Source organism: Streptomyces sp. NPDC111516 (genome assembly GCF_055635345.1).
Map to the genome: position 1 here is coordinate 1 of NZ_JBVKBV010000047.1, position 18,657 is coordinate 18,657.

19 protein-coding genes and 1 pseudogene are annotated in these 18,657 nt (G+C 68.5%); 7 read left to right on the top strand and 13 right to left on the bottom strand.

Annotation, left to right across the window (positions count from 1 at the left end):
• The 8 genes from ACZ7L9_RS37010 to ACZ7L9_RS37045 form a co-directional block, all read right to left on the bottom strand.
• Positions 1-595: helix-turn-helix domain-containing protein (locus tag ACZ7L9_RS37010; protein WP_471421916.1), on the bottom strand; the 595-nt coding region annotated here is incomplete at its 3' end.
• 42 nt (positions 596-637) lie between these two features.
• The gene (locus ACZ7L9_RS37015) at positions 638-1,591 is read right to left on the bottom strand and encodes a sigma-70 family RNA polymerase sigma factor (RefSeq protein ID WP_471421917.1); all 954 of its coding nucleotides are present in this window, start codon (positions 1,589-1,591) and stop codon (positions 638-640) included.
• A 30-nt stretch (positions 1,592-1,621) separates the two neighbouring features.
• Positions 1,622-2,821 carry an NAD(P)/FAD-dependent oxidoreductase gene (locus tag ACZ7L9_RS37020; protein ID WP_471421918.1) on the bottom strand — a complete coding sequence of 400 codons (1,200 nt, stop codon included), beginning with the start codon at positions 2,819-2,821 and terminating at the stop codon, positions 1,622-1,624.
• Between the two features lie 279 nt (positions 2,822-3,100).
• Positions 3,101-4,297: an ABC transporter permease gene (locus ACZ7L9_RS37025; protein WP_471421919.1), complete on the bottom strand. Its 1,197-nt coding sequence runs from the start codon at positions 4,295-4,297 to the stop codon at positions 3,101-3,103.
• On the bottom strand, positions 4,294-5,058 hold the full coding sequence (locus tag ACZ7L9_RS37030; protein ID WP_471421920.1) for an ABC transporter ATP-binding protein: 765 nt from the start codon (positions 5,056-5,058) through the stop codon (positions 4,294-4,296). The genes ACZ7L9_RS37025 and ACZ7L9_RS37030 overlap by 4 nt, the downstream gene beginning before the upstream one ends.
• On the bottom strand, positions 5,055-5,186 hold the full coding sequence (locus ACZ7L9_RS37035; RefSeq protein ID WP_471421921.1) for a hypothetical protein: 132 nt from the start codon (positions 5,184-5,186) through the stop codon (positions 5,055-5,057). Before ACZ7L9_RS37035 ends, ACZ7L9_RS37030 begins: the two co-directional genes overlap by 4 nt.
• A complete protein-coding gene (locus tag ACZ7L9_RS37040; RefSeq protein WP_471421922.1) occupies positions 5,167-6,201 on the bottom strand; it encodes a peptidoglycan-binding protein in 1,035 nt (344 codons plus the stop codon). The genes ACZ7L9_RS37035 and ACZ7L9_RS37040 overlap by 20 nt, the downstream gene beginning before the upstream one ends.
• Positions 6,198-6,818 carry a hypothetical protein gene (locus ACZ7L9_RS37045; protein WP_471421923.1) on the bottom strand — a complete coding sequence of 207 codons (621 nt, stop codon included), beginning with the start codon at positions 6,816-6,818 and terminating at the stop codon, positions 6,198-6,200. The genes ACZ7L9_RS37040 and ACZ7L9_RS37045 overlap by 4 nt, the downstream gene beginning before the upstream one ends.
• A gap of 656 nt (positions 6,819-7,474) precedes the next feature.
• Between ACZ7L9_RS37045 and ACZ7L9_RS37050 the strand changes: the two genes are divergently transcribed.
• From ACZ7L9_RS37050 to ACZ7L9_RS37080, 7 genes and pseudogenes are all read left to right on the top strand, one after another.
• Positions 7,475-8,128, top strand: a complete 654-nt coding sequence (locus ACZ7L9_RS37050; protein WP_471421924.1) for a response regulator transcription factor — start codon at positions 7,475-7,477, stop codon at positions 8,126-8,128.
• Between the two features lie 79 nt (positions 8,129-8,207).
• Positions 8,208-9,470 (top strand): sensor histidine kinase, encoded by a 1,263-nt coding sequence (locus ACZ7L9_RS37055; protein WP_471421925.1) that lies wholly within the window; start codon positions 8,208-8,210, stop codon positions 9,468-9,470.
• Positions 9,471-9,693: 223 nt separating this feature from the next.
• Positions 9,694-9,975 (top strand): annotated as a pseudogene (locus tag ACZ7L9_RS37060) (ABC transporter permease); the annotation flags it as partial.
• Positions 9,963-10,790, top strand: coding sequence for an ABC transporter permease (locus tag ACZ7L9_RS37065; RefSeq protein WP_471421926.1), 828 nt, complete (start codon positions 9,963-9,965; stop codon positions 10,788-10,790). The pseudogene ACZ7L9_RS37060 and the gene ACZ7L9_RS37065, both read left to right, overlap by 13 nt.
• Positions 10,787-11,920, top strand: coding sequence for an ABC transporter ATP-binding protein (locus ACZ7L9_RS37070; protein WP_471421927.1), 1,134 nt, complete (start codon positions 10,787-10,789; stop codon positions 11,918-11,920). Before ACZ7L9_RS37065 ends, ACZ7L9_RS37070 begins: the two co-directional genes overlap by 4 nt.
• A gap of 122 nt (positions 11,921-12,042) precedes the next feature.
• A complete protein-coding gene (locus ACZ7L9_RS37075; protein ID WP_471421928.1) occupies positions 12,043-12,732 on the top strand; it encodes an HAD family hydrolase in 690 nt (229 codons plus the stop codon).
• Between the two features lie 4 nt (positions 12,733-12,736).
• Positions 12,737-14,617, top strand: coding sequence for a phosphocholine-specific phospholipase C (locus tag ACZ7L9_RS37080; RefSeq protein ID WP_471421929.1), 1,881 nt, complete (start codon positions 12,737-12,739; stop codon positions 14,615-14,617).
• Between the two features lie 351 nt (positions 14,618-14,968).
• Here the strand turns inward: ACZ7L9_RS37080 and ACZ7L9_RS37085 are convergent, their stop codons facing one another.
• From ACZ7L9_RS37085 to ACZ7L9_RS37105, 5 genes are all read right to left on the bottom strand, one after another.
• Positions 14,969-15,607 (bottom strand): hypothetical protein, encoded by a 639-nt coding sequence (locus tag ACZ7L9_RS37085; protein WP_471421930.1) that lies wholly within the window; start codon positions 15,605-15,607, stop codon positions 14,969-14,971.
• An 8-nt stretch (positions 15,608-15,615) separates the two neighbouring features.
• Positions 15,616-15,837: a hypothetical protein gene (locus ACZ7L9_RS37090; protein ID WP_471421931.1), complete on the bottom strand. Its 222-nt coding sequence runs from the start codon at positions 15,835-15,837 to the stop codon at positions 15,616-15,618.
• 97 nt (positions 15,838-15,934) lie between these two features.
• Positions 15,935-16,576 (bottom strand): hypothetical protein, encoded by a 642-nt coding sequence (locus ACZ7L9_RS37095; RefSeq protein ID WP_471421932.1) that lies wholly within the window; start codon positions 16,574-16,576, stop codon positions 15,935-15,937.
• Positions 16,577-16,584: 8 nt separating this feature from the next.
• Positions 16,585-17,991: a hypothetical protein gene (locus ACZ7L9_RS37100; protein WP_471421933.1), complete on the bottom strand. Its 1,407-nt coding sequence runs from the start codon at positions 17,989-17,991 to the stop codon at positions 16,585-16,587.
• A 62-nt stretch (positions 17,992-18,053) separates the two neighbouring features.
• Positions 18,054-18,506: a hypothetical protein gene (locus ACZ7L9_RS37105; protein ID WP_471421934.1), complete on the bottom strand. Its 453-nt coding sequence runs from the start codon at positions 18,504-18,506 to the stop codon at positions 18,054-18,056.
• Positions 18,507-18,657: the final 151 nt, after the last annotated feature.

Below are 18,657 nucleotides of genomic sequence, written 5' to 3' on the forward strand. Positions count from 1 at the left end.
CTAGTAGCTCCGCTACAAGGACCTTCCAGCGCCTTGCGATCGCACGCACCAGACGCCGCGAGCTGATCGGACTCCCATTTTGTGAGCTCCTCTTATGGCCCTCGCGCTTGACCGAGACCGTCTTGACCCTGCCGGCCACCGGCCGGTGCTGGTGCACCTTGACGTGCCCGACCCCCTGGATACGCACGCGCGTGACCGGATCGTACGGGATGGCATCCCAACGGCAGCCGTCGCCGTCCTTCGGGAAGACGACCGTGTCGAAGTGCCCTACGCCCTTGAAGCGCGGATAGCCCGGCTTCTCACCGGCCCCGACACGGCGGAAGAACGCGGCGAACGCCTTGTCCAGACGCCGCAGCGTCGCCTGCTGGCTGGAGAACGACCAGCGGCCCTGACGCTCCGGGTCGAACGCCCGGATCTCCTTGAGCTGCACGGACTGCTGCCCGTACCGGACAGTGGTCTTCGAGGTGTGGTGCCAGGCGTCGCGGCGCTCCTGCAACGCCCCGTTGTAGAGCGAGCAGTGATCACGCAGCATCTCACCGAGCGCGAGCTGCTGGCCCACGGTGGGCCGCAGGAGGAACTTGTACGCACGAATCACCCGGCCCACCCCCTCTTCGGTCCGGTCCGGCGGAACCGCACATCACCACTGGGTGATGAGCGGCGTGTCAGGTTCGTGCTGCCGCCAGGCTTCGATGAGGCGGGTGAGGCGGGTGGGGGCGGCGATGCCGCGCACGGTTGCGATCCCGCCGTTGATGATGTCGAACGTCACGGCGCCGACGACCTGGTCGCCGACCACGAAGAGGATCGCGGGGGCGCCGTTGACGAGCGCGTAGTGGATGGCGGGCGTGCCGCCGGCAAGTCGCCGTTTCGCGGGTGTGGGCTTGAAGCCGGCCCGTACGACGGCGGCGATGCGCTGCGGAGTGTCGTACTGCAGCAGCTTCTCGGCCAGGCCGGCGCCGTCGGAGATCGCGGTCGCGTCGTCGGTGAGCAGCGCCACCAGCCGTTCGGTGCGGCCCGAGGAGGCAGCGGCGAGGAATTCCTCGACGATCCTGCGGGCGGATTCGGGGTCGACTTCGCCGCCGTGGCGGCGCCCGGCGGTGATGCGGCGCCGGGCCCGGTGGAGGTGCTGCTGGCTTGCGGACTCGGTGATGTCGAGGATTTCGGCGATCTCGGCGTGGCTGTGGGAGAACGCTTCGCGCAGGACGTAGACGGCCCGCTCGAGGGGTGACAGGCGCTCCATGAGAGTCAGCACGGCCAGGGAGACCGATTCGCGCTGCTCGAACGTGTCGGCCGGGCCGAGCATCGGGTCGCCGTCGAGGAGCGGTTCGGGCAGCCAGGCGCCGACGGTGCGTTCGCGGCGGGCCTGTGCGGAGCGGAGCCGGTCGAGGCACAGGTTGGTGACGACCTTGGTCAGCCATGCTTCCGGCACCTTGATCCGCTGCCGGTCGGCGGACTGCCAGTGCAGGAACGCATCCTGCACGGCGTCTTCGGCGTCGGCGGCGGAGCCCAACAACCGGTACGCCAGCGAGGCCAGCCGGTTCCGGCTGGCCTCGAACCGACCGGTGTCGAAGCGATCAGTCGCGGTGCTGTCCACGCGGACCACCCTAGACGGAACCCTGGACGGCTACGCGACCGCCTTCTTGGCGGACGTATCCGGCGCGGCGGCCAGGCGGTGCTTACGCTTGGGCAGGCCGAAGGTCGGGTGCGAGGCGGCCCACAGCGAGGTCCTGAGGATGCCGGACTTGATCCGCGCGGCCTTGCGGCCGCCCACATACTTCGGCTTTGCTTGCCCTTCGCCGTCGACCATCTGCAGGATCCCGTCCCGCCGCCCGAGGCTGATGTGGTTGCCCGGGTAGACCAGCTTGGTGTGGGGGATCTGGCGGCCGGTCAGGCGTCCGACGATCGCGGCGACCGCCTGCATACTGGTGTAGCCGGCCGAGGCGCAGGACATCGGCAACGGCCGACCGTTGTCACCGATGGCGTAGACGCTGTCGCCGGCGGCGTAGACGTCCGGGTGCGAGACCGACCGCATGGTGCGATCGACGACGATCCGACCGTTCTCGGTGACCTCCAGCCCGCCGGCGGCGGCGATGGGGTTGACCGCGAACCCGGCGGTCCACACGGTTGCGTCGGACGCCACGGCGGTGCCGTCGGCGCACAGGACCCGCGTCGCTTCGACGGCCTCGACGTCGGTGTGCTCCAGGACGGTGATGCCCAGCCGGTCGCAGGCCTGGCGCAAGTGGCTGCGCGCTCCGGCGGAGAGCCGGGCGCCCAGCTCGCCGCGGGCGACCAGCGCCACCGACAGGCCGGGCCGGGATTCGGCGATCTCGGTGGCGGTCTCGATGCCGGTCAACCCGTCGCCGACGACCAGCACACTCCCGCCTTCGCCCCGCCTCCCCAAGCTGTCCAGGTGCTCGCGCAGGCGCAGCGCCGAGGGCCGGCCGGTGACGTCGAAGGCGTGCTCGATCATGCCGGGGACGCCGCCGTCGGCGACGTGGCTGCCGAGCGCGTAGAAAAGCGTGTCGTAGCCGAACTCGCCGTCGCCGTCGGCGTCGGCCACGGCGACGACCTGGCGCTCGGGGTCGACGGCGGTGACACGGGCCAGGCGCAGCCGTATCCCCGTGCCCGCGAAGACGTCGGCGAGCTTCCGAGCCTCGATCTCCTGGCCGGCCGCGAACTGGTGCAGCCGCAGCCGCTGGACGAAGTCCGGCTCAGCGTTGACCACGGTGATCTCCGTGTCCGCCGGGGACAGCCGGCGAGCCAGGGTCCCGGCCGCGTAGGCCCCGGCATAGCCGGCGCCGAGGACGACGATGCGATGCTTCATGTGTTGCTCCTGTCGGTCGCTTGCTCCTGGTGAGTTGAGCGGAACGGCGCCCCGATTGCTGACAGGAATCGAATGTGACATGAGTCATAGGGCAACAGGAATCTCCCGCGCCCGCCACGCGGCCAGCAGCTTCTCCGAGCAGTCCGCGAACAACCCCTCCGGCAGTCCGAGCGTGCGTGCCCCAGCCCCGTTACGCCGCCCCCGATTGCCGGTCGGTCTTAGGATCCCCGGCATGCGGTGGGTCGTCCTCCGCATGCCGGGCCGGCCGGGCCGTCGGTGCTACGAGATACGCAGTGCTTCGGTCGGTTGCATGCGGGCCGCGCGGAGCGCCGGGAGCAGTCCCGCGATCGCTCCGATCGCGACGGCGGCACCGAGTCCTCCTCCCCAGGCCAGCGTCGGTACGACCGTGGCCCAGCCCTTGACCTGGGCGAAGACCGCGGTGGAGACGACTCCCAGTGCCACTCCCACCACTCCGCCGAGTGCGGCGAGCAGCACCGCCTCCGACAGGAACTGGATACGGATGTTCCCCTTGGTTGCGCCCAGTGCACGCCGGAGCCCGATCTCGGACCGTCGTTCAAGCACGGAGATCACCATGGTGTTGGCAACTCCGATGCCGCCGACGAGCAGGGCCACTGCCCCCAGCCCCAGGAACAGCCCGTTCAGCGCGGACTTGGTCGCGGCCCGGGCCACCAGCGCGGCCGAGGGCTTGCTGACGCTGACCTGATCGGGGTTCTGCGGGTTGGCCGTCGCGGCCAGCACCCCCTGGACGTCCGTGACCTGGTCGGTGTCGGCCCGCACATAGACCGTGGACGGGTGGCCGTCGAAGTGCAGATGCTTCTGCGCCGCCGGATAGCCGACCAGGACCGAGGAATCGATCTCGGGGGTCAGGGTCGCGGGGTTGAGGATCCCCACGATGTAGAACCACTGCCCGCCGACCCAGATGCGCGCACCCGGATGGATCTTGGCGATGCCGAGGCGGCCGGCTGCCGCCGAACCGAGTACGGCCACGGGCTGCTCGGCGGTGGCGGCGTTGAGGTACCTGCCCTGGGCGACGGTGGTGCGTATCGCGTCGGGCAGTTCCAGGCTCGTCGCGTTGACCGTGATCGAGTTGGTGTTGATGCTCGGGATGTGCGGGCTGCGATAGGCCATGGCTTCGGTCTTGCCGGTGCTCTGGACCGTCTCGACCGGGCCGATCCGGGCGATCATCGACGGTGCCTCGACGGGGAGTTCGGCGTCCCCGCCGCCGAGTTGCTGCCCCGGGCTGACCTTCAGCAGGTTGGTGCCGAGCTTGTCGATCTCGGCCAGCAGGCCCGCCTGGGACGAGGCGGACAGTCCCAGGACCGCCACCATCGCCGCGACTCCGATGGCGATACCGAGCGCCGACAGCGCGGCCCTCGTCCGCCTGGTGCGCAGCCCCACGCCGGCCGTACGGGCCAGGTCGGCCGGGTACAGCCGGCCGGGAGCCGAATTCGTCATGGCAGATGCCTTTCGGTGGACAGGGGCCGCTCCGCCGAGCTGACGTCGACGACGATCCGACCGTCGAGGACCTCGATGCGGCGTGGCAGTTGTGCAGCCAGATCACGGTCGTGGGTGATGATGACGATCGTGGCGCCCTCGGCGTTGAGCTCCTTGAGCAGCTTGAAGATCGCTGCTCCGGAGACACTGTCGAGGTTGCCGGTGGGTTCGTCGGCCAGCACGATCGCCGGATTACCGGCCAGCGCGCGGGCAATGGCGACCCGCTGTCTCTCGCCTCCGGAGAGTTCCTGCGGGCGGTGATGGATCCGGTGACCGAGCCCGACCCGGGTCAGCGCCGAGGCCGCGGCGTCCAGTCGGGCTCCGCGCCGGGTGCCCGAATACAGCATGCCGTCGGCGACGTTCTCCAGCGCGGTGGCGTGCTGTGCCAGGAAGAACTGCTGGAAGACGAAGCCGATCCGGGTAGCCCGCAGTCCGGCCAGGGCCCGGTCCGACATCGTGGCGACGTCCTCGCCGACGATCCGGACCGTGCCCGAGGTGGGACGGTCCAGAGTGCCCATGACCTGCAGCAGCGTCGACTTCCCGGAACCCGACGGGCCCACGATCGTCACCAGTTCGCCCTGGCGGATCGTGAAGCTCGCCTTGTCCAGCGCCACCACCGGCGTGGCACCTGGGTAGACCTTCGTGACCTCGTCCAGCTGCAGCACCGGCGTGCCTGTCTGCTGGGCCTCGGCCACCCGCGTCTCTGCCTCGACGCCGGTCATGAGGACGGCACCACGATGTTCTGGTCGACTTCGAGGCCGGTGCCGGTCACCTCGACCTGCCCGGCACTGTCGTCGAACAGCCCGGTCTTCACTGCGACCAGACGGTGCTCACCGCTGGGGTCGACCACCTCGACGGCGTACCCCCCCGCCGGCCGTGGCCAGCAGCGCGTTCACGGGCACGGAGAGCACGTCCTCGACCGTGTCGGAGACGATGGCGACCTGCACCGGCGCCTGGTCGAGCTCGCCGGTCACCTTCGGGTTCGACGGCTTGATCTGGACGTCGATGGTCGTCTTGTCGTTCTCCTTCGTGGCCACCTTCCCCACCGACGAGACCACACCAGGTGTGGACTTCCCGTTGGGCAGCGTGATGGTCACCTTGTCGCCGACCGCTACATCGGCCTGCTGGTTCGCATTGAGGGCGACGGTGACCTGCCGGTCGGTCGAGGAGGCCTGCATGAACGCTCCCCCGCCCGCGGCCTTGTCCCCGGTCACCGCGTCGACCTTGGTGATCCTGATCTCCTTGGGGGACAGGAACACCGCCTGGCCGAGCGGGAGTTCCCCGGTCTCCTCTGCGCCCGCCTTCTCCTGCAGCTTCTTCAGGGCGTAGTAGGTCTGCCGGCCGAAGTAGTCCGAGTCGGGGTCGATCTGGCTCTTGGTGGCGTACTTGAGGGCGACGAGCGCGGCGTTCAGCTGCCGTACGTCGTTGCCCTCCATGCCCCAGGAAAGGTCCCGGTAGGCGGGCACGTAGCGGCCCTGCAGGAGAATGACCGGCTTGCCGTCCACCCGGTAGAGCACCTTGCCCTGCGGGATCACCTCGCCCACGGAGGGCAGCTCGGTGACGGTGCCGTCGGCCTTGTTGACCACCTGGTAGTCGCCTGCGAACCCAAGCGTCCCGTTCTCCAGCGTGCGGGCGGAGAGGGTTCCCTCGGTCACCTTCGCCAACGCCGTTTCGGTGGTGGTCCCGGTCGTCGTGTTCTGCTTCTCCCGGCCGAACGGATCGGCGACGACGACGCCGACACCCCCCGCGACAAGGATCCCCACGACGACCGTCAGGGTCAGTCCACGCCGCCCCGAGCGCCCCTTGGGCTTGCCATGGGCCGGCGCGGCTTCCCGTTCCTCCGTGGGCGTCTGCGTAGCGCTCACGAGCCGCCGCCTGCCGGCTTGTTCGGCTCAAGGTTCCGCAGGGCCTCGGGCTGGTACTTCTTGCAGGCCTCCTCCGCCTTCTTGAACTGCGGAGTGTTGGGATCGGTCTCCAGCCTGAAGCCGCCGTCCGAGCTGGGATCCGGGAAGCTCGGCACGCCGCTCTCCCGCATGCACTTGGCGTACTTGAGCTTGTCCTGCGCGGACCACATCTGGTCCCCGCCCTCCCCCGGCGGAGGCGCCGGGTTGTACTGCTTGCAGGCTTCCGCGGCCTTCTTGAACTCCGGGTCATTGGGGTCGATACCGTCGCCAAGGCCCTTGTTCGGCTCCGGGTCCTTGAAATTCGGAAGCCCGTGCTCACGCACGCATTTCGCAAAGGCCAGCGGGTCGGGCGACGCCGCCGCGTCCACGGGTGCCTTGCTGCCGTTTCCGACATCGGCCACCTTGTCACTCGGCTCGTCATTGCTGGAGCATGCGGTGGCGCTCAGCGCGACAACCGCCACCAGGACCGCCATCGCACTGGTAAGCCTCAGCGCCCTTTTCCTCTTGGCCTCGCGGTCCGCGTCGCGACTGCCGGTGGCTTCCATCTCGCCCTCCATTGGTAGCTGGATTCCCTGCATGCTCCATTTCTACGAGGGCAGCGGTTTCGACAGAGTTTCAGCTCCCTCAGGTGCACCGCCGACCCCGTTGGGGCACAGAAGAAGCCCTGGTCTGCCGGACGCAGTGCGGCAGACCAGCGCGATCGAGGCGGTCCGACACGCCGTTCTTGCGGAGACATTCGACGAGGGCCAGGCTCTTGGCCCGCGTGGGCACATGTCCGTCCAGCCCTCCTCGATGCAGTCGAGGCACACCTTTCGCGTGTATTCCCCGAATATGACCTTTCAGTCGGCCGGGACTCCAGCGAAGACGGGCCAGAGCAAATGCCGGTTCTCTTCGTTTCACCAGCAGCAGGAAGGTGCCGTTTTCGTCGTCGAACGGGTTCGCCGTTCCCATTCCCCTCGATTGCCTTTACTGAGACGCGGATCACGACAGCCGTGCGCACTTGGGGCGGAAAGGTTGTTCATGTGGGGTGACTGTGGGCTACCTGCGGGGCGGCGTCCAACCATCCATAATCGGAATTTGGACACTCTTTCAGCAATAGAGTTGTGTAACGGATAAACGGGATCCAGCCATGGGGTGGCGGTGGCGAAACCCTGCGGAAACCGGGGCCAGCCCATTCTGGATAGGCTCGTCAATGTGTTCGTGTCCGGTGTGTGCATCGAGGAGGGGGCCGCGGGTGCGGGTGCTGGTGGTCGAGGACGACGAGGAGATGGCGCAGACGGTGGCTGCCGGTCTGCGCCGGGTGCAGATGGCGGTCGATGTGACGTTCGACGGCCCGGACGGCCTTGAGCGGGCTCTGCAGAGCGACTACGACGTGATCGTGCTGGACCGGGATCTGCCGGGGATGCATGGCGACGAGGTGTGCGCGGAGCTGATCGCGGCCGGGTGCCGGAGCCGGGTGCTGATGCTGACCGCGGCGTCCACGGCGGAGGATCTGGTGGACGGGCTGAACCTGGGGGCCGACGACTATCTGCCCAAGCCGTTCGACTTCCCGGTTCTGGTGGCGCGGATCGGTGCGCTGGCGCGACGGACACATCCGGCTGTTCCGCCGGTGCTGCGCCATGGTGACCTCGAGGTCGACACGGCTCGGCGCAAGGCCCGGCGGGGGGATCGGGCGCTGGAGCTGGCGCCCAAGGAGTTCGGGGTGCTGGAGCTGCTGCTGGCCTCGAAGGGTCGGGCGGTGTCGGCCGAGGAGCTGCTGGAAAGAGTGTGGGACGAGGCCGCCGACCCGTTCACCAGCGCCGTGAAGATCACGATCAGCCGGCTGCGGGCCAAGCTCGGCGATCCCGCTGTCATCGAGACCGTCGCCAAACGCGGCTACCGGATCTGAGGGGCCCATGCCTGTCAGCGCCCGACTCACGAGCCGCATTGCCCGTCCGCATCTGCCTCGTCGCACCGTACGGCTTCGGATGACGCTTCTGTACGGAGTGCTGTTCCTCGTCTCCGGGGCGACCCTGCTGGCGGCCACGTATTTCCTGGTGCGTCACGCGGTCTCGGGGGCGCCCGCCGAGGGTTACGCCTTCGCACCCGACGGGGGCGTGAAGCCGCCCAGTGGGGCCGACGGGCCCTTCGTGTCGCCGGGACCGGGGCAGGGCGGCGGTAAGCAGGGTGCGCTCGCCGTGCTGTCGGGGCAGCAGGAGAAGGCTCTGGAGAATCAGAAGTCCGAGGTGATGCATCAACTGCTCGTCCAGTCGGGCATAGCGCTCGCGCTGATGTCGATGATCTCGGTCGTGCTGGGGTGGGTCGTCGCCGGCCGGATACTGCGTCCGTTGCGGACGATCACGGCGACCGCGCGGGACATCTCGGCGACAAGCCTGCATCAGCGGCTGGCGCTGGAGGGTCCCGGTGATGAGCTCACGGAGCTCGGCGACACCTTCGACGGACTCCTCGGCAGGCTGGAGGACTCGTTCCAGGCGCAGCGCCAGTTCGTCGCGAACGCGTCCCATGAGCTGCGTACGCCGCTGGCCCGTCAGCGGGCGCTCGGGCAGGTCGCGCTGGCCGACCCGGATGCGACGGTGGATTCGCTGCGCAGGGCGCACGAGCGGATCCTGGTCGCGGGGCGTCAGCAGGAGCGGCTGATCGAGGCTCTGCTCACGCTGACCCGGAGCAATGCGGGCATCGATGTCCGTGAGCCGTTCGATCTGGCCCGGCTGACCCATGAGGTGATCGACGCCAGGTGGGACGAAGCGAAGTATCGGAACATCACGTTGCATCGGTCGATCTCCCCGGCGATGGCGGCCGGCCACCGGAATCTGGCGGAGCGTCTGGTGACGAATCTGGTGGACAACGCGCTCCGTCACAACGCCCCGCTCGGCCGGATCGAGGTGGCCACATGGACGGTGGACGGGCATGCGACGCTGGTGGTCACCAACACCGGCCCGGTGGTTCCGCCGTCCGCGGTCGACCGGCTCTTCCAGCCGTTCCAGCGGCTGGGAGCCGCCCGGGAGGCGCGCGTCGAGGGGCTCGGGCTCGGGCTGTCGATCGTGCAGGCCATCGCCAATGCGCATGACGCCACGATCAGCACCCGGGCACGGCGTGAGGGCGGTCTGTCCATCACGGTCACGTTCCCCGTCATGAGCAGCCGCCCCCGGCCTGCCGCCGACCGGCCCGAGCAGGCGGTGCGCCGTCGGGGAGTTCGGCGGCGCCCTCGCAGCGTTCCACGTCGCGGGTGACCACGCGGGCGACGTCGGCCGCCGGCCCGGCGAGCTCCGCCGGACCAGCAGGTCAGACGTTGGTTTCACGCTCACAAGGAGCGGTTTCCATGCGCCCGGGGCGTCAAACGAGCGTCACGGCCCTTGGCGGAGCGATCAGTCAGCCTCGTCGGCACGACAGAGCCGTTGTCGCCACTGAATTGTGCACTGTGAAGGCAATCGTGCCCGGCAGGAAGCGGTCGTCTACTGGACGCATATCGCACTGCCGGTCCTCATGCCATCGCTGCTCGGCGGCTATGTGCTGCTGTTCGGGACCGCGTTCAGCGCTTACGCGACCGCCGCAGCGATGGTCGGCAGCTCGGTACCGCTGGTCACCATGCAGATCGCGGACGCGTTGTCCGGGAACGTCCTGGTCGGCCAGGGCAACATCGCGCTCGCGCTCGGTGTCGACATGGTGCTGGTCGCGGGGCTCGTCATGGCCATTCAGCTGCCGCTGCAGCGCAGGAGCGCGCGATGGCTCTCCTGAGCACGCTCCGATATGGGCGAGCCGCCGTGTTGTTGTTCACCGGCGCGTACTTCCTCGTCCCGCTCGCATGTGCCGTCGCCTTCAGCATCGGCGCCGGCGTCCCGGGTCAGGACATCGGCTTCGAGGCATACACCGGCATCCTCACCGCCGGCGGCTTCACCGACAGTCTGGCTCTGACCCTGAAGCTGGCCGCCGCCACCATCGTGCTCGTTCTGGGTCTGCTCGTGCCCGCTCTGGTCACGGTCCGGCTGGTCGCACCACGCCTGCGCACACTCGTCGAGATCGTGTGTCTGCTGCCGCTGGTCGTACCGGCCGTTGCCCTGGTCGCGGGATTCAGCGCGGTGTTGGGCTGGGGATCGGATCACTTCGTCGGCACGCCGCTCTTCCAAGCCCTGGTCACACTGCAGAACCCGCAGTTCCCTCTAGTCCTGGTTCTCGCGTACACGCTGATGGCGCTGCCGCTGGCGTACCGCACGCTCGACACCGGGCTCGCGGCCATCGACCTGCGGGTGCTCGTCGAGGCCGCCCGGGCCTGCGGGGCGCCATGGCCGCGCACCCTTCTGCATGTCGTTCTGCCCAACCTGCGCGGAGCGCTGCTCAACACGGCGTTCCTGACCCTGGCGCTGGTGCTCGGCGAGTACACCGTCGCCGCGATCCTCGGCTACCAGCCCTTCGCCGTGTGGATCCTCGCCATCAGCGGGTCGCAGGCCCAGATGTCGGTGGCCGTTTCGGTGATGGGCGTGCTCGTCACCTGGGTGCTGCTGTTGATCATCGCCACAGCCGGACGCGCTCGCCGTCCCAAGGAGATCTCATGACCGACCTGATGACCGATCCCGAAACCATCGGCCGGACGCGGATCGGCGCCACCGTCGAGTTCCGCGGGCTGCATCGTTCCTTCGGCGCCACGACGGCGCTGGACGGTCTGGACCTGACGGTCGAGCCGGGCGAGCTCGTGGCGCTGCTCGGCCCGTCCGGTTGCGGCAAGACCACCGCGCTGCGGACCCTGGCCGGATTCGAGCGGCCCGACTCGGGCCAGGTGCTCGTGGACGGCGAGGACATCACGGGTGTCCCCGCGCACCGCCGCGACGCGGGCATGGTGTTCCAGTCCTACAGCCTCTTTCCCCACCTGACTGCCATCGACAATGTCGCCTTCGGGTTGCGGATGAGCGGCATCGGCAAAGCCACGCGACGGGCTCGCGCCGCCGAACTCCTGGAGCTGGTCGGACTGGAGCAGCACGCCGGCCGCTTTCCGCATCAGCTCTCCGGAGGTCAGCAGCCACGGATCGCCCTGGCGCGGGCTCTGGCACTGCGGCCACGCGTACTGCTGCTCGACGAGCCGCTGTCGGCACTCGACGCACAGGTGCGCCTGACGCTCCGTGAGGAGATCCGCCGCCTCCAGCAGAAACTGGGCATCACCACACTGTTCGTGACACATGATCAGGAGGAGGCCCTCTCCATGGCCGACCGGGTCGCGGTGATATGTGCCGGAAAACTGGAGCAGTGCGCGCCTCCGGCGGAACTGTACGAACGCCCTGCGACCGCGTTCGTCGCCGAGTTCGTCGGCGTGATGAGCCGGATTCCGGCCCGGGCCGGCGCTGACGACGGGACCGTGGACGTGTTCGGCCGCACGCTGCCGGTCGACGGGACGCTGCCCGGCGCCGCCGAGGCCGCCGGTGGAAAGGGTGAAGTGGACGTACTGGTACGGCCGGAGGCGGTCGAGGTCACCGCGGACGGGGAGGGTACGTCCCAGATCGTGGGAGCGGCGTTCCTGGGCGCGACGACGCGGCTGACCGTGCGGCTGGCCAGCGGCGGCGAGGTGACGGCCGATGTTCCGACTCACGCCACGACCACGCTCCCGGTAGGTGCGGCGGTGACGCTGAGGCTGCCGGACCGCCCGGTGCTCGTGGACCGCCGCCGGGGAAACGACGGCGGTGACAGGGGCTGACGGCTCCCGCCGACGCTCGACCGGACGACGCCGTCGGCCCCGATCGACCCGCCCGACGCCCGGCAACCGAAGCGGTAAGCCCGCGCATCCGCCCATTCATCGCATCACCGGAGAAACTCGCCTTGAACCCTCGCATAGCAGCACCCGGCCTTCCCGCCGCTGTCCTGTTCGACATGGACGGCACGCTCGTCGACACCGAACGGTTGTGGTGGGCCGCAGCGGAACAGGTCGCCGACAGGATCGGGCGGCCACTGACCGACGCGGACATGCCGCATGTGCTGGGCCGCCCGGCCGCACACACCGCCGCTCACCTGCACCGCAGCGGCGGCCCGGCGGCCCCCGGCCTCAGCGTGCTCGCCACCGAGCTGGACGCTGCTTTCACCGCTCGGGTCGCCCGCGAGGTCGTCCCGCGCCCGGGCGTACTGCGCCTGCTGAACGAACTGGCCGCGGCCGGCGTGCCGGCGGCGATCGTCTCCGCTTCGCCGCGCCATGTCGTCGACCTGGTATGCAAGGCGCTGGGCGAGGACCTGTTCGCGCTGACCCTCGCAGTCGAGGACACCGTCCGCACGAAGCCGGCGCCCGACCCGTACCTCGCCGCGGCCGCCGCCCTGGGCGTCGAACCGCACGTGTGCGTGGTCGTCGAGGACACGCCCACGGGTGTCGCCTCGGCCAAGGCAGCCGGGTGCGTGGTGCTGGCCGTGCCCTCCACCGTACCGATCCGGCCCGCAGCCAACCGGACGGTCCTCGACTCCCTGGGGCGCGCCGACCTGGCCCTGCTCGCCTTCCTTCTTACATCAGCGGAACGGAACTGACGCCATGGACGACATCCGCCACGTCGTGATCCTGATGCAGGAGAATCGCAGTTTCGACCACTACTTCGGCACGCTGAACGGCGTGCGCGGGTTCGACGACCGCCAGGCACTGACGTTCCCGAACGGCGACAGCGTCTTCCGCCAGCCCGCCCTGGCCCGGCCCGACGGCGGGTTCCTGCTGCCCTACCGTATGGACTCCACGAAGTTCGACGCGCAGAACGCGGACGGCCTGCCGCACGACTGGGAGAGCGGTCACGAGGCCATCAACAACGGCGCGATGAACCGCTGGACGTCCGCCAAGGGTGAGCAGAGCATGGGCTACCTCACCCGTGAGGACATCCCCTACCAGTACGCACTGGCCGACGCCTTCACGTTGTGCGATGCGTACTTCTGCTCCCTGGCCGGGCCCACCAGCCCCAACCGCCTCTACCTGTGGACCGGCACGGTCGGCCCGGGCCGCGACGGCACGACCGGCCCGTGGATCGACAACACACCGCTGCCCGAAAGCCCGGTCTGCGACTGGACCACGTACGCGGAGCGCTTGTCGGCCGCCGACGTCACCTGGCGCGTCTACCACACGCCTGGCCTGGACGAGCGCCACGGCAACTACGAGGACAACGCCCTCGAGTACTTCGGCCAGTTCCACAACTTCGACAAGGACGACCCGCGTTACATCAACGCGATGACGAAGTGGGACCTGTCGGCGTTCGATGCGCACTGCAAGGACGGCACCTTGCCGACGGTGTCCTGGCTGGTCTCGCCCTACCTGTTCTGCGAGCATCCGACCGCCAGCCCCGCCAATGGCGCGCATTGGGTGAACACCGCTCTCCAGTCGCTGTTCGCGAACCCGGAGGTGTGGCGGCACACGGTGTTCCTCGTGATGTACGACGAGAACGACGGCTACTTCGACCACGTGGTGCCGCCGTTCCCACCCACGGGAACCCCTGACGAGTTCGTGGACGGGCAACCGATCGGGCTGGGCAACCGCGTCCCGATGTGGGTGATATCGCCGTGGTCGCGCGGCGGCTGGAGCAACTCCCAGGTCTTCGACCACACCTCCGTGCTGCGCTTCCTGGAGCTCGTCACCGGCGTGCGGGAGCCCAACATCTCACAGTGGCGCAGAGACGTGTGCGGTGACCTCACGAGCTGCTTCGACTTCACCCGTCCCGACTTCTCGATCCCCGCACTGCCGGACACACGCGCACTCGTGGAGCAAGCCGATGCGGCGTTGGAGCTGCCGACGGTGGAGCCCCCGGCGCCCGGCGCACAGGTCGTGCCCACCCAGGAGCCGGGCGGCGCGCGCCCGCGCCGACCGCTGCCGTACCGCCCCTGGGCCGACATCGCCATGGACCGCGCCACCGGCAAGGTCCTGTGCACCCTTGGCAACGAGGGAACGGCGGCCTTCGCCTTCACGGTGTTCCCGAACATCGCGCGGCCGTTCGCCGGAACGCCGTTCACCGTCGCGCCGCACAGCACCGCCACCTATGTGTGGGACGCGGTACGCGCCGGTGGACGCTACGACTTCACGGTCCACGGCGCCGACGGCTTCGTCTGCCGCTTCGCGGGGACGGTGGCGGTGGCCGACCGGATCGACGCCGCTGTTCCTCGGGCGACGGCGGTCCTGGGAAGCAGTGATCACGAGGCGTGGGTCGAGTTGCTGCTGAGCAATGACGGCACGGCCGCCGTCTGCTTCACGGTCACCCCGAACGACTTCGGCGGCACGGCGCGCACTCAACTGGTCGGCCCGGGCGAACAGGTCACCTTGAGGTGGCCCGCGGACGGCGGTCGGTACGACATCACCATCACTGCTGACAGTGACCCGGGCTTCGCCCAGCGATACGCGGGGACAGTGCACGCGGCGCCGAACGCGAGCGCGGCCATGTGAGTCGGCACGGTCTCGGCCCGGGTCCCGCTGTTTCCGCTGTATCGCCACGCACTCCACGTGCGAGGTCATCGGGAAGGTGTACGCCTAGGCGCCCCCAGCAAAACACCAGGTCAGAGGCGATACGGCTGGTCTTTCACGGCCCCTCGGGAGGGCCCGTGCGTCAAGCGTGCGTATACAAGTCCTGACTTCGACCCCGGCCGCCCCAGGTCTCGGCACGTCGTATGTCTCGCCGGCAGCAGGTCCTCCCCCGAGGTCTCCTGGTCTGTCCCGGCCGCGACGGCCGCCTGATACGTGGGCATGGAACGGCAGCGGGGCGAGTCGGTGGTGCCGGGCCGCCTGCGGGCGTTGAGGTCAGCCGATCTCAGGGACACCGTCGGGGAGTTCAGCGGCGCCCTCGCAGCGTTCCACGTCGCGGGCGACCACGCGGGCGACGTCGGCCGCCAGCGCGGCGAGCTTCGCCATCATGGCGCTGTCCTTGGTCTCGGGGATGTCGCCCCCGATGCCGACCAAGACCTCCAGGAGGTCCGTACGCCCCTTCGAGTACGGGCAGTCGACGAACAGCTCAGCGCTGTAGCGATTGATGTACCCTCCGGCCGGTCCGAGCGAGATCGGGGTATTGCCGGGCTCCGACGCACCTCGCTGCACCCAATCCCGGTTGTATTCGGGGTCCTGGAGCCTGCTGTACTGGATCCCGAGAACTCTCCCCCCGCCGGACAGGTCGCACATGCCCAGCCCCCTCGACGCGTCAGGCATGAAGTTGACGGCACGTTTTTCCTTGAAGGCCTCGCCATTTTCCGGCAGTAGGGCCTTCACATGGGTACTGGGCACCGCTTCCGCGCACACCCGGCCGGGTACGGAGAGAGCCGGTTCCCGGTCCGGCAGGAAGAGGGCGACGCCGACTCCGGCGACCACGAGAACACCCAGAGCGGCGAATACGATCTTCTTCCGTCTGTTGCCGCTCCACGGTGTTGCTGACGCATCACTCCGCACGGTCTTTTTCAGCTCCCTGCCCGTTGGCGGCCCATACCGTAGCCGTCCTTGACATGGCGGGCAGCGGTATCGGCCTGACTCCTGGCGTTCTCCTGGTCGGTCCCGGCCGCGACGGCCGCCTGATACGTGGCGTCGTAAACGGCATCCGCGGACCTGTCCCGCTGGGACTCAAGGAAGTCGCTCCGCTCCTGCCGGGCCTCGTCGCTGGAGTCGCGGGTGTAGTGGTCCACGGTAAGGGGTCGTGTGCCGCGGCCGACCGCCCCCATGGTCGCCCTTGGAACGGCAGCGGGGCGGGTCGGTGGTGCCGGGCCGCCTGCGGCGTGGGGGTCAGCCGATCTTCGGGACGCCGTCGGGGAGTTCAGCGGCGCCCTCGCAGCCGACCACGTCGCGGGCGACCGCGCGGGCGACGTCGGCCGTCAGCGCGGAGAGCTCTGCCTGCGTGGTGCTGTCCTTGGTCTCGGGGATGTCGCCCCCAATACCGACCAAGACCTCCAGGAGATCCTCACGTCCCTTCGAATACGGACAGTCGACGAACAGCCCGGCCTTGTTGTTATCACCGATGTACCCTTCGGCCGGCCCCAGTGAGAGCGGGGTGTAGCCGGGCCTTGACGCAATGCGCTGCACCGATTCCCGGGTGAAGTCGGGGTCCTGGATCCTGCTGTATTGGATTTCGAAGATCTTCCCCCCGCCGGACAGGTCGCACTTCCCCAGCCCCTTCGGCAAATCAGACGTGAAGTTGAAGGAGCGTTCCTCTTCGAACGGCTCTCCCCTTTCCGGCAGTAGAGACTTCACATGGGTGCTGGGCACCGCTTCCTGGCACACCCGGTCGGGTATGGAGAGAGCCGGCTTCTGGTCCGGCAGGAACAGGGCGACGCCCACTCCGGCGACCACGAGAACGCCCAGAGCGGCGAATACGATCTTCTTTCGCCTGTTGCCGCTTGATGGCGTTGCCGTCGCATCGTTCTGCACGGTCCTTCTCAGCTCCCCGCCCGTTGGCGACCCATGCCGTAGCCAATTTTGACTTGGCGGGCGGCGGTATCGGCCTGGCTCCTGGCGTTCTCCGGGTCGGTCCCGGCTTCGACGGCCGCCTGATACGTGGCGTCGTACACGGCATCCGCGGACCTGTCCCGCTGGGACTCAAGGAAGTCGCTCCGCTCCTGCCCCGCCTCGTCGCTGGAGTCGCGGGTGTAGTGATCCACGACCGCTTCCTTGATGTCCCCGATGATCATTCCGGCGGCGTCTCCCGCGACAGGGAGCTTGGACAGCCCCATGTCGATGGCACGGTCCGCCCACTTGTCCGCGGTCGCCAGACCCTCGTTGAACTCCTCGTCGGAGGCGATCTTGTCGTCGTATACGGCCTGGGTCCGGGACTCGGCCATGATTCCCGCGATCTCGGCGCCCGGGCCGATGCGGTTCTCGATCTCTTCGGAGAACTCGTCGTACGACGCCTTGTCGTGGTAGCCCTCGTTGATGAGCTCGGTGGTGACCGCCTGTTGGGCATTGATGATCGCCCCATAGGCGTCGGGGTCCTTGCCCACCCCGCCGAGGAAATCCTTCACCTGCCCGGATGTCAGATCGCCCAGGTTGGCGTTGCTGCCGTACGTCTCGAATGGACGCCTCGGGTTCATCCCGTTCTGAAAGTCCCTCATGTACTCGGCCGTGATGTTGCCGAGGCTGTCGCTCAGCGGGGAGCCGTCGAGGCGGTCGTGGTTCTTGCCGTACTCCGCGACGATCCGGTTGACGAGGTCCGCGCTGCCCGCCGAATGCTTCGGCGGCGTCGCGTCGGAGTCGTACGGCACACCGATCGTCGCCGATTCCAGCGCGTGCCCCAGGGCGTCGTGCCCCAGCGGCTTGCCGTCCTCGCCCGGCGGCCATTCGCGGGCGTCGTCGCCCTTGGCCACCAGGTAGTCCCAGTTGTCGAGGTCCTTGCCGCCCACCGTCGTCGAGTCGTTGAAGAACTCCAGCGACGCCTCGGGATTGTGTCCGAGGCCTTCCATGAAGCCGGCGAACGGGTCGTTGGGCTCGTCCGTGGGCGGGTAGTTGAGGTTGGTCGTGTCGCGCCAGATGACCTCGGGGTCCCCTCGGAACCCGCGCTCGTACGTCAGCAGGCCCTTGCCGTAGTCGTTCAGGAAGTCGTCGTCGAACTTGCCCTTGCCCATCAGACTGCTCATGACCTGGAAGCCGTTGGGGCCCATCGGCAGTCCCTGGATCGGGAACGGCTTGTCGCCGGCCGCGATCACCTCGCGCTTCCAGGTCTCCATGGCGGGGCTGTCGCTGTGCGTCGCGGTGGCCAGCGTCTCGAGCTTCGTGTGCAACTTTTCCCAGTCGGACACCGCGGTGTCCAACGTACCCAGACGCAGATCGGTGAGTTCCTGCGCTGTCATCGTTTCCGCTGTCATCCGCCGCCCGTCCCCCGTAGCTTTCAGTCCCTGATCGTTCCGCGAAGCTAATTGATGTAGTCGTTGATCTTCGACACGGACATCAGGTCGCCGCCCGCGTTCCTCATCCCCGTATTGATATGGACTTCGTCCTTGGAATGCTGCGCGCGCGTGAAGTCGAAGTGATTCGAGATGTGCGCGCACGCCTCCTTCAGCGTCGCGGTCTGGGTGTTCCATGCATCGTGCAGCTCGGTCAGCGCGGAACCCATGTCGAGACCGTCGTTGAACAGGTCGATCGACGCGGTGAACGTACTGGGGCGGGCGAAGTCGCTGTCCGTACCGAACTTCTGACGCAGTTCGTACGCCGTGTTGCCCATCCTCCCCAGCTCGTCGTCGTGGACGACCAGGTCACCGTCAGCCGAGCCGCCGCCCCCGTCGGCGGGTATGTGGTTGAGCTGCATGTGCGCGGAGTGCTTCTCCGCGGCATTGCTCTTGAGCTGCTCCCATTCGTCCCATGCCATGTGCTGAACCCTTCCCCGTACGTCGGCCGCCTCCGTGGACGCCTTCGATCCATGCAGGCTACTGAACTTGATTGGGTGATGTCGGGCCGTTCGCCTGACAGCGGCTGAGTCGGGTCGGTAGCTGTGGGGTGTGAGATACGCGCAGGGCGGC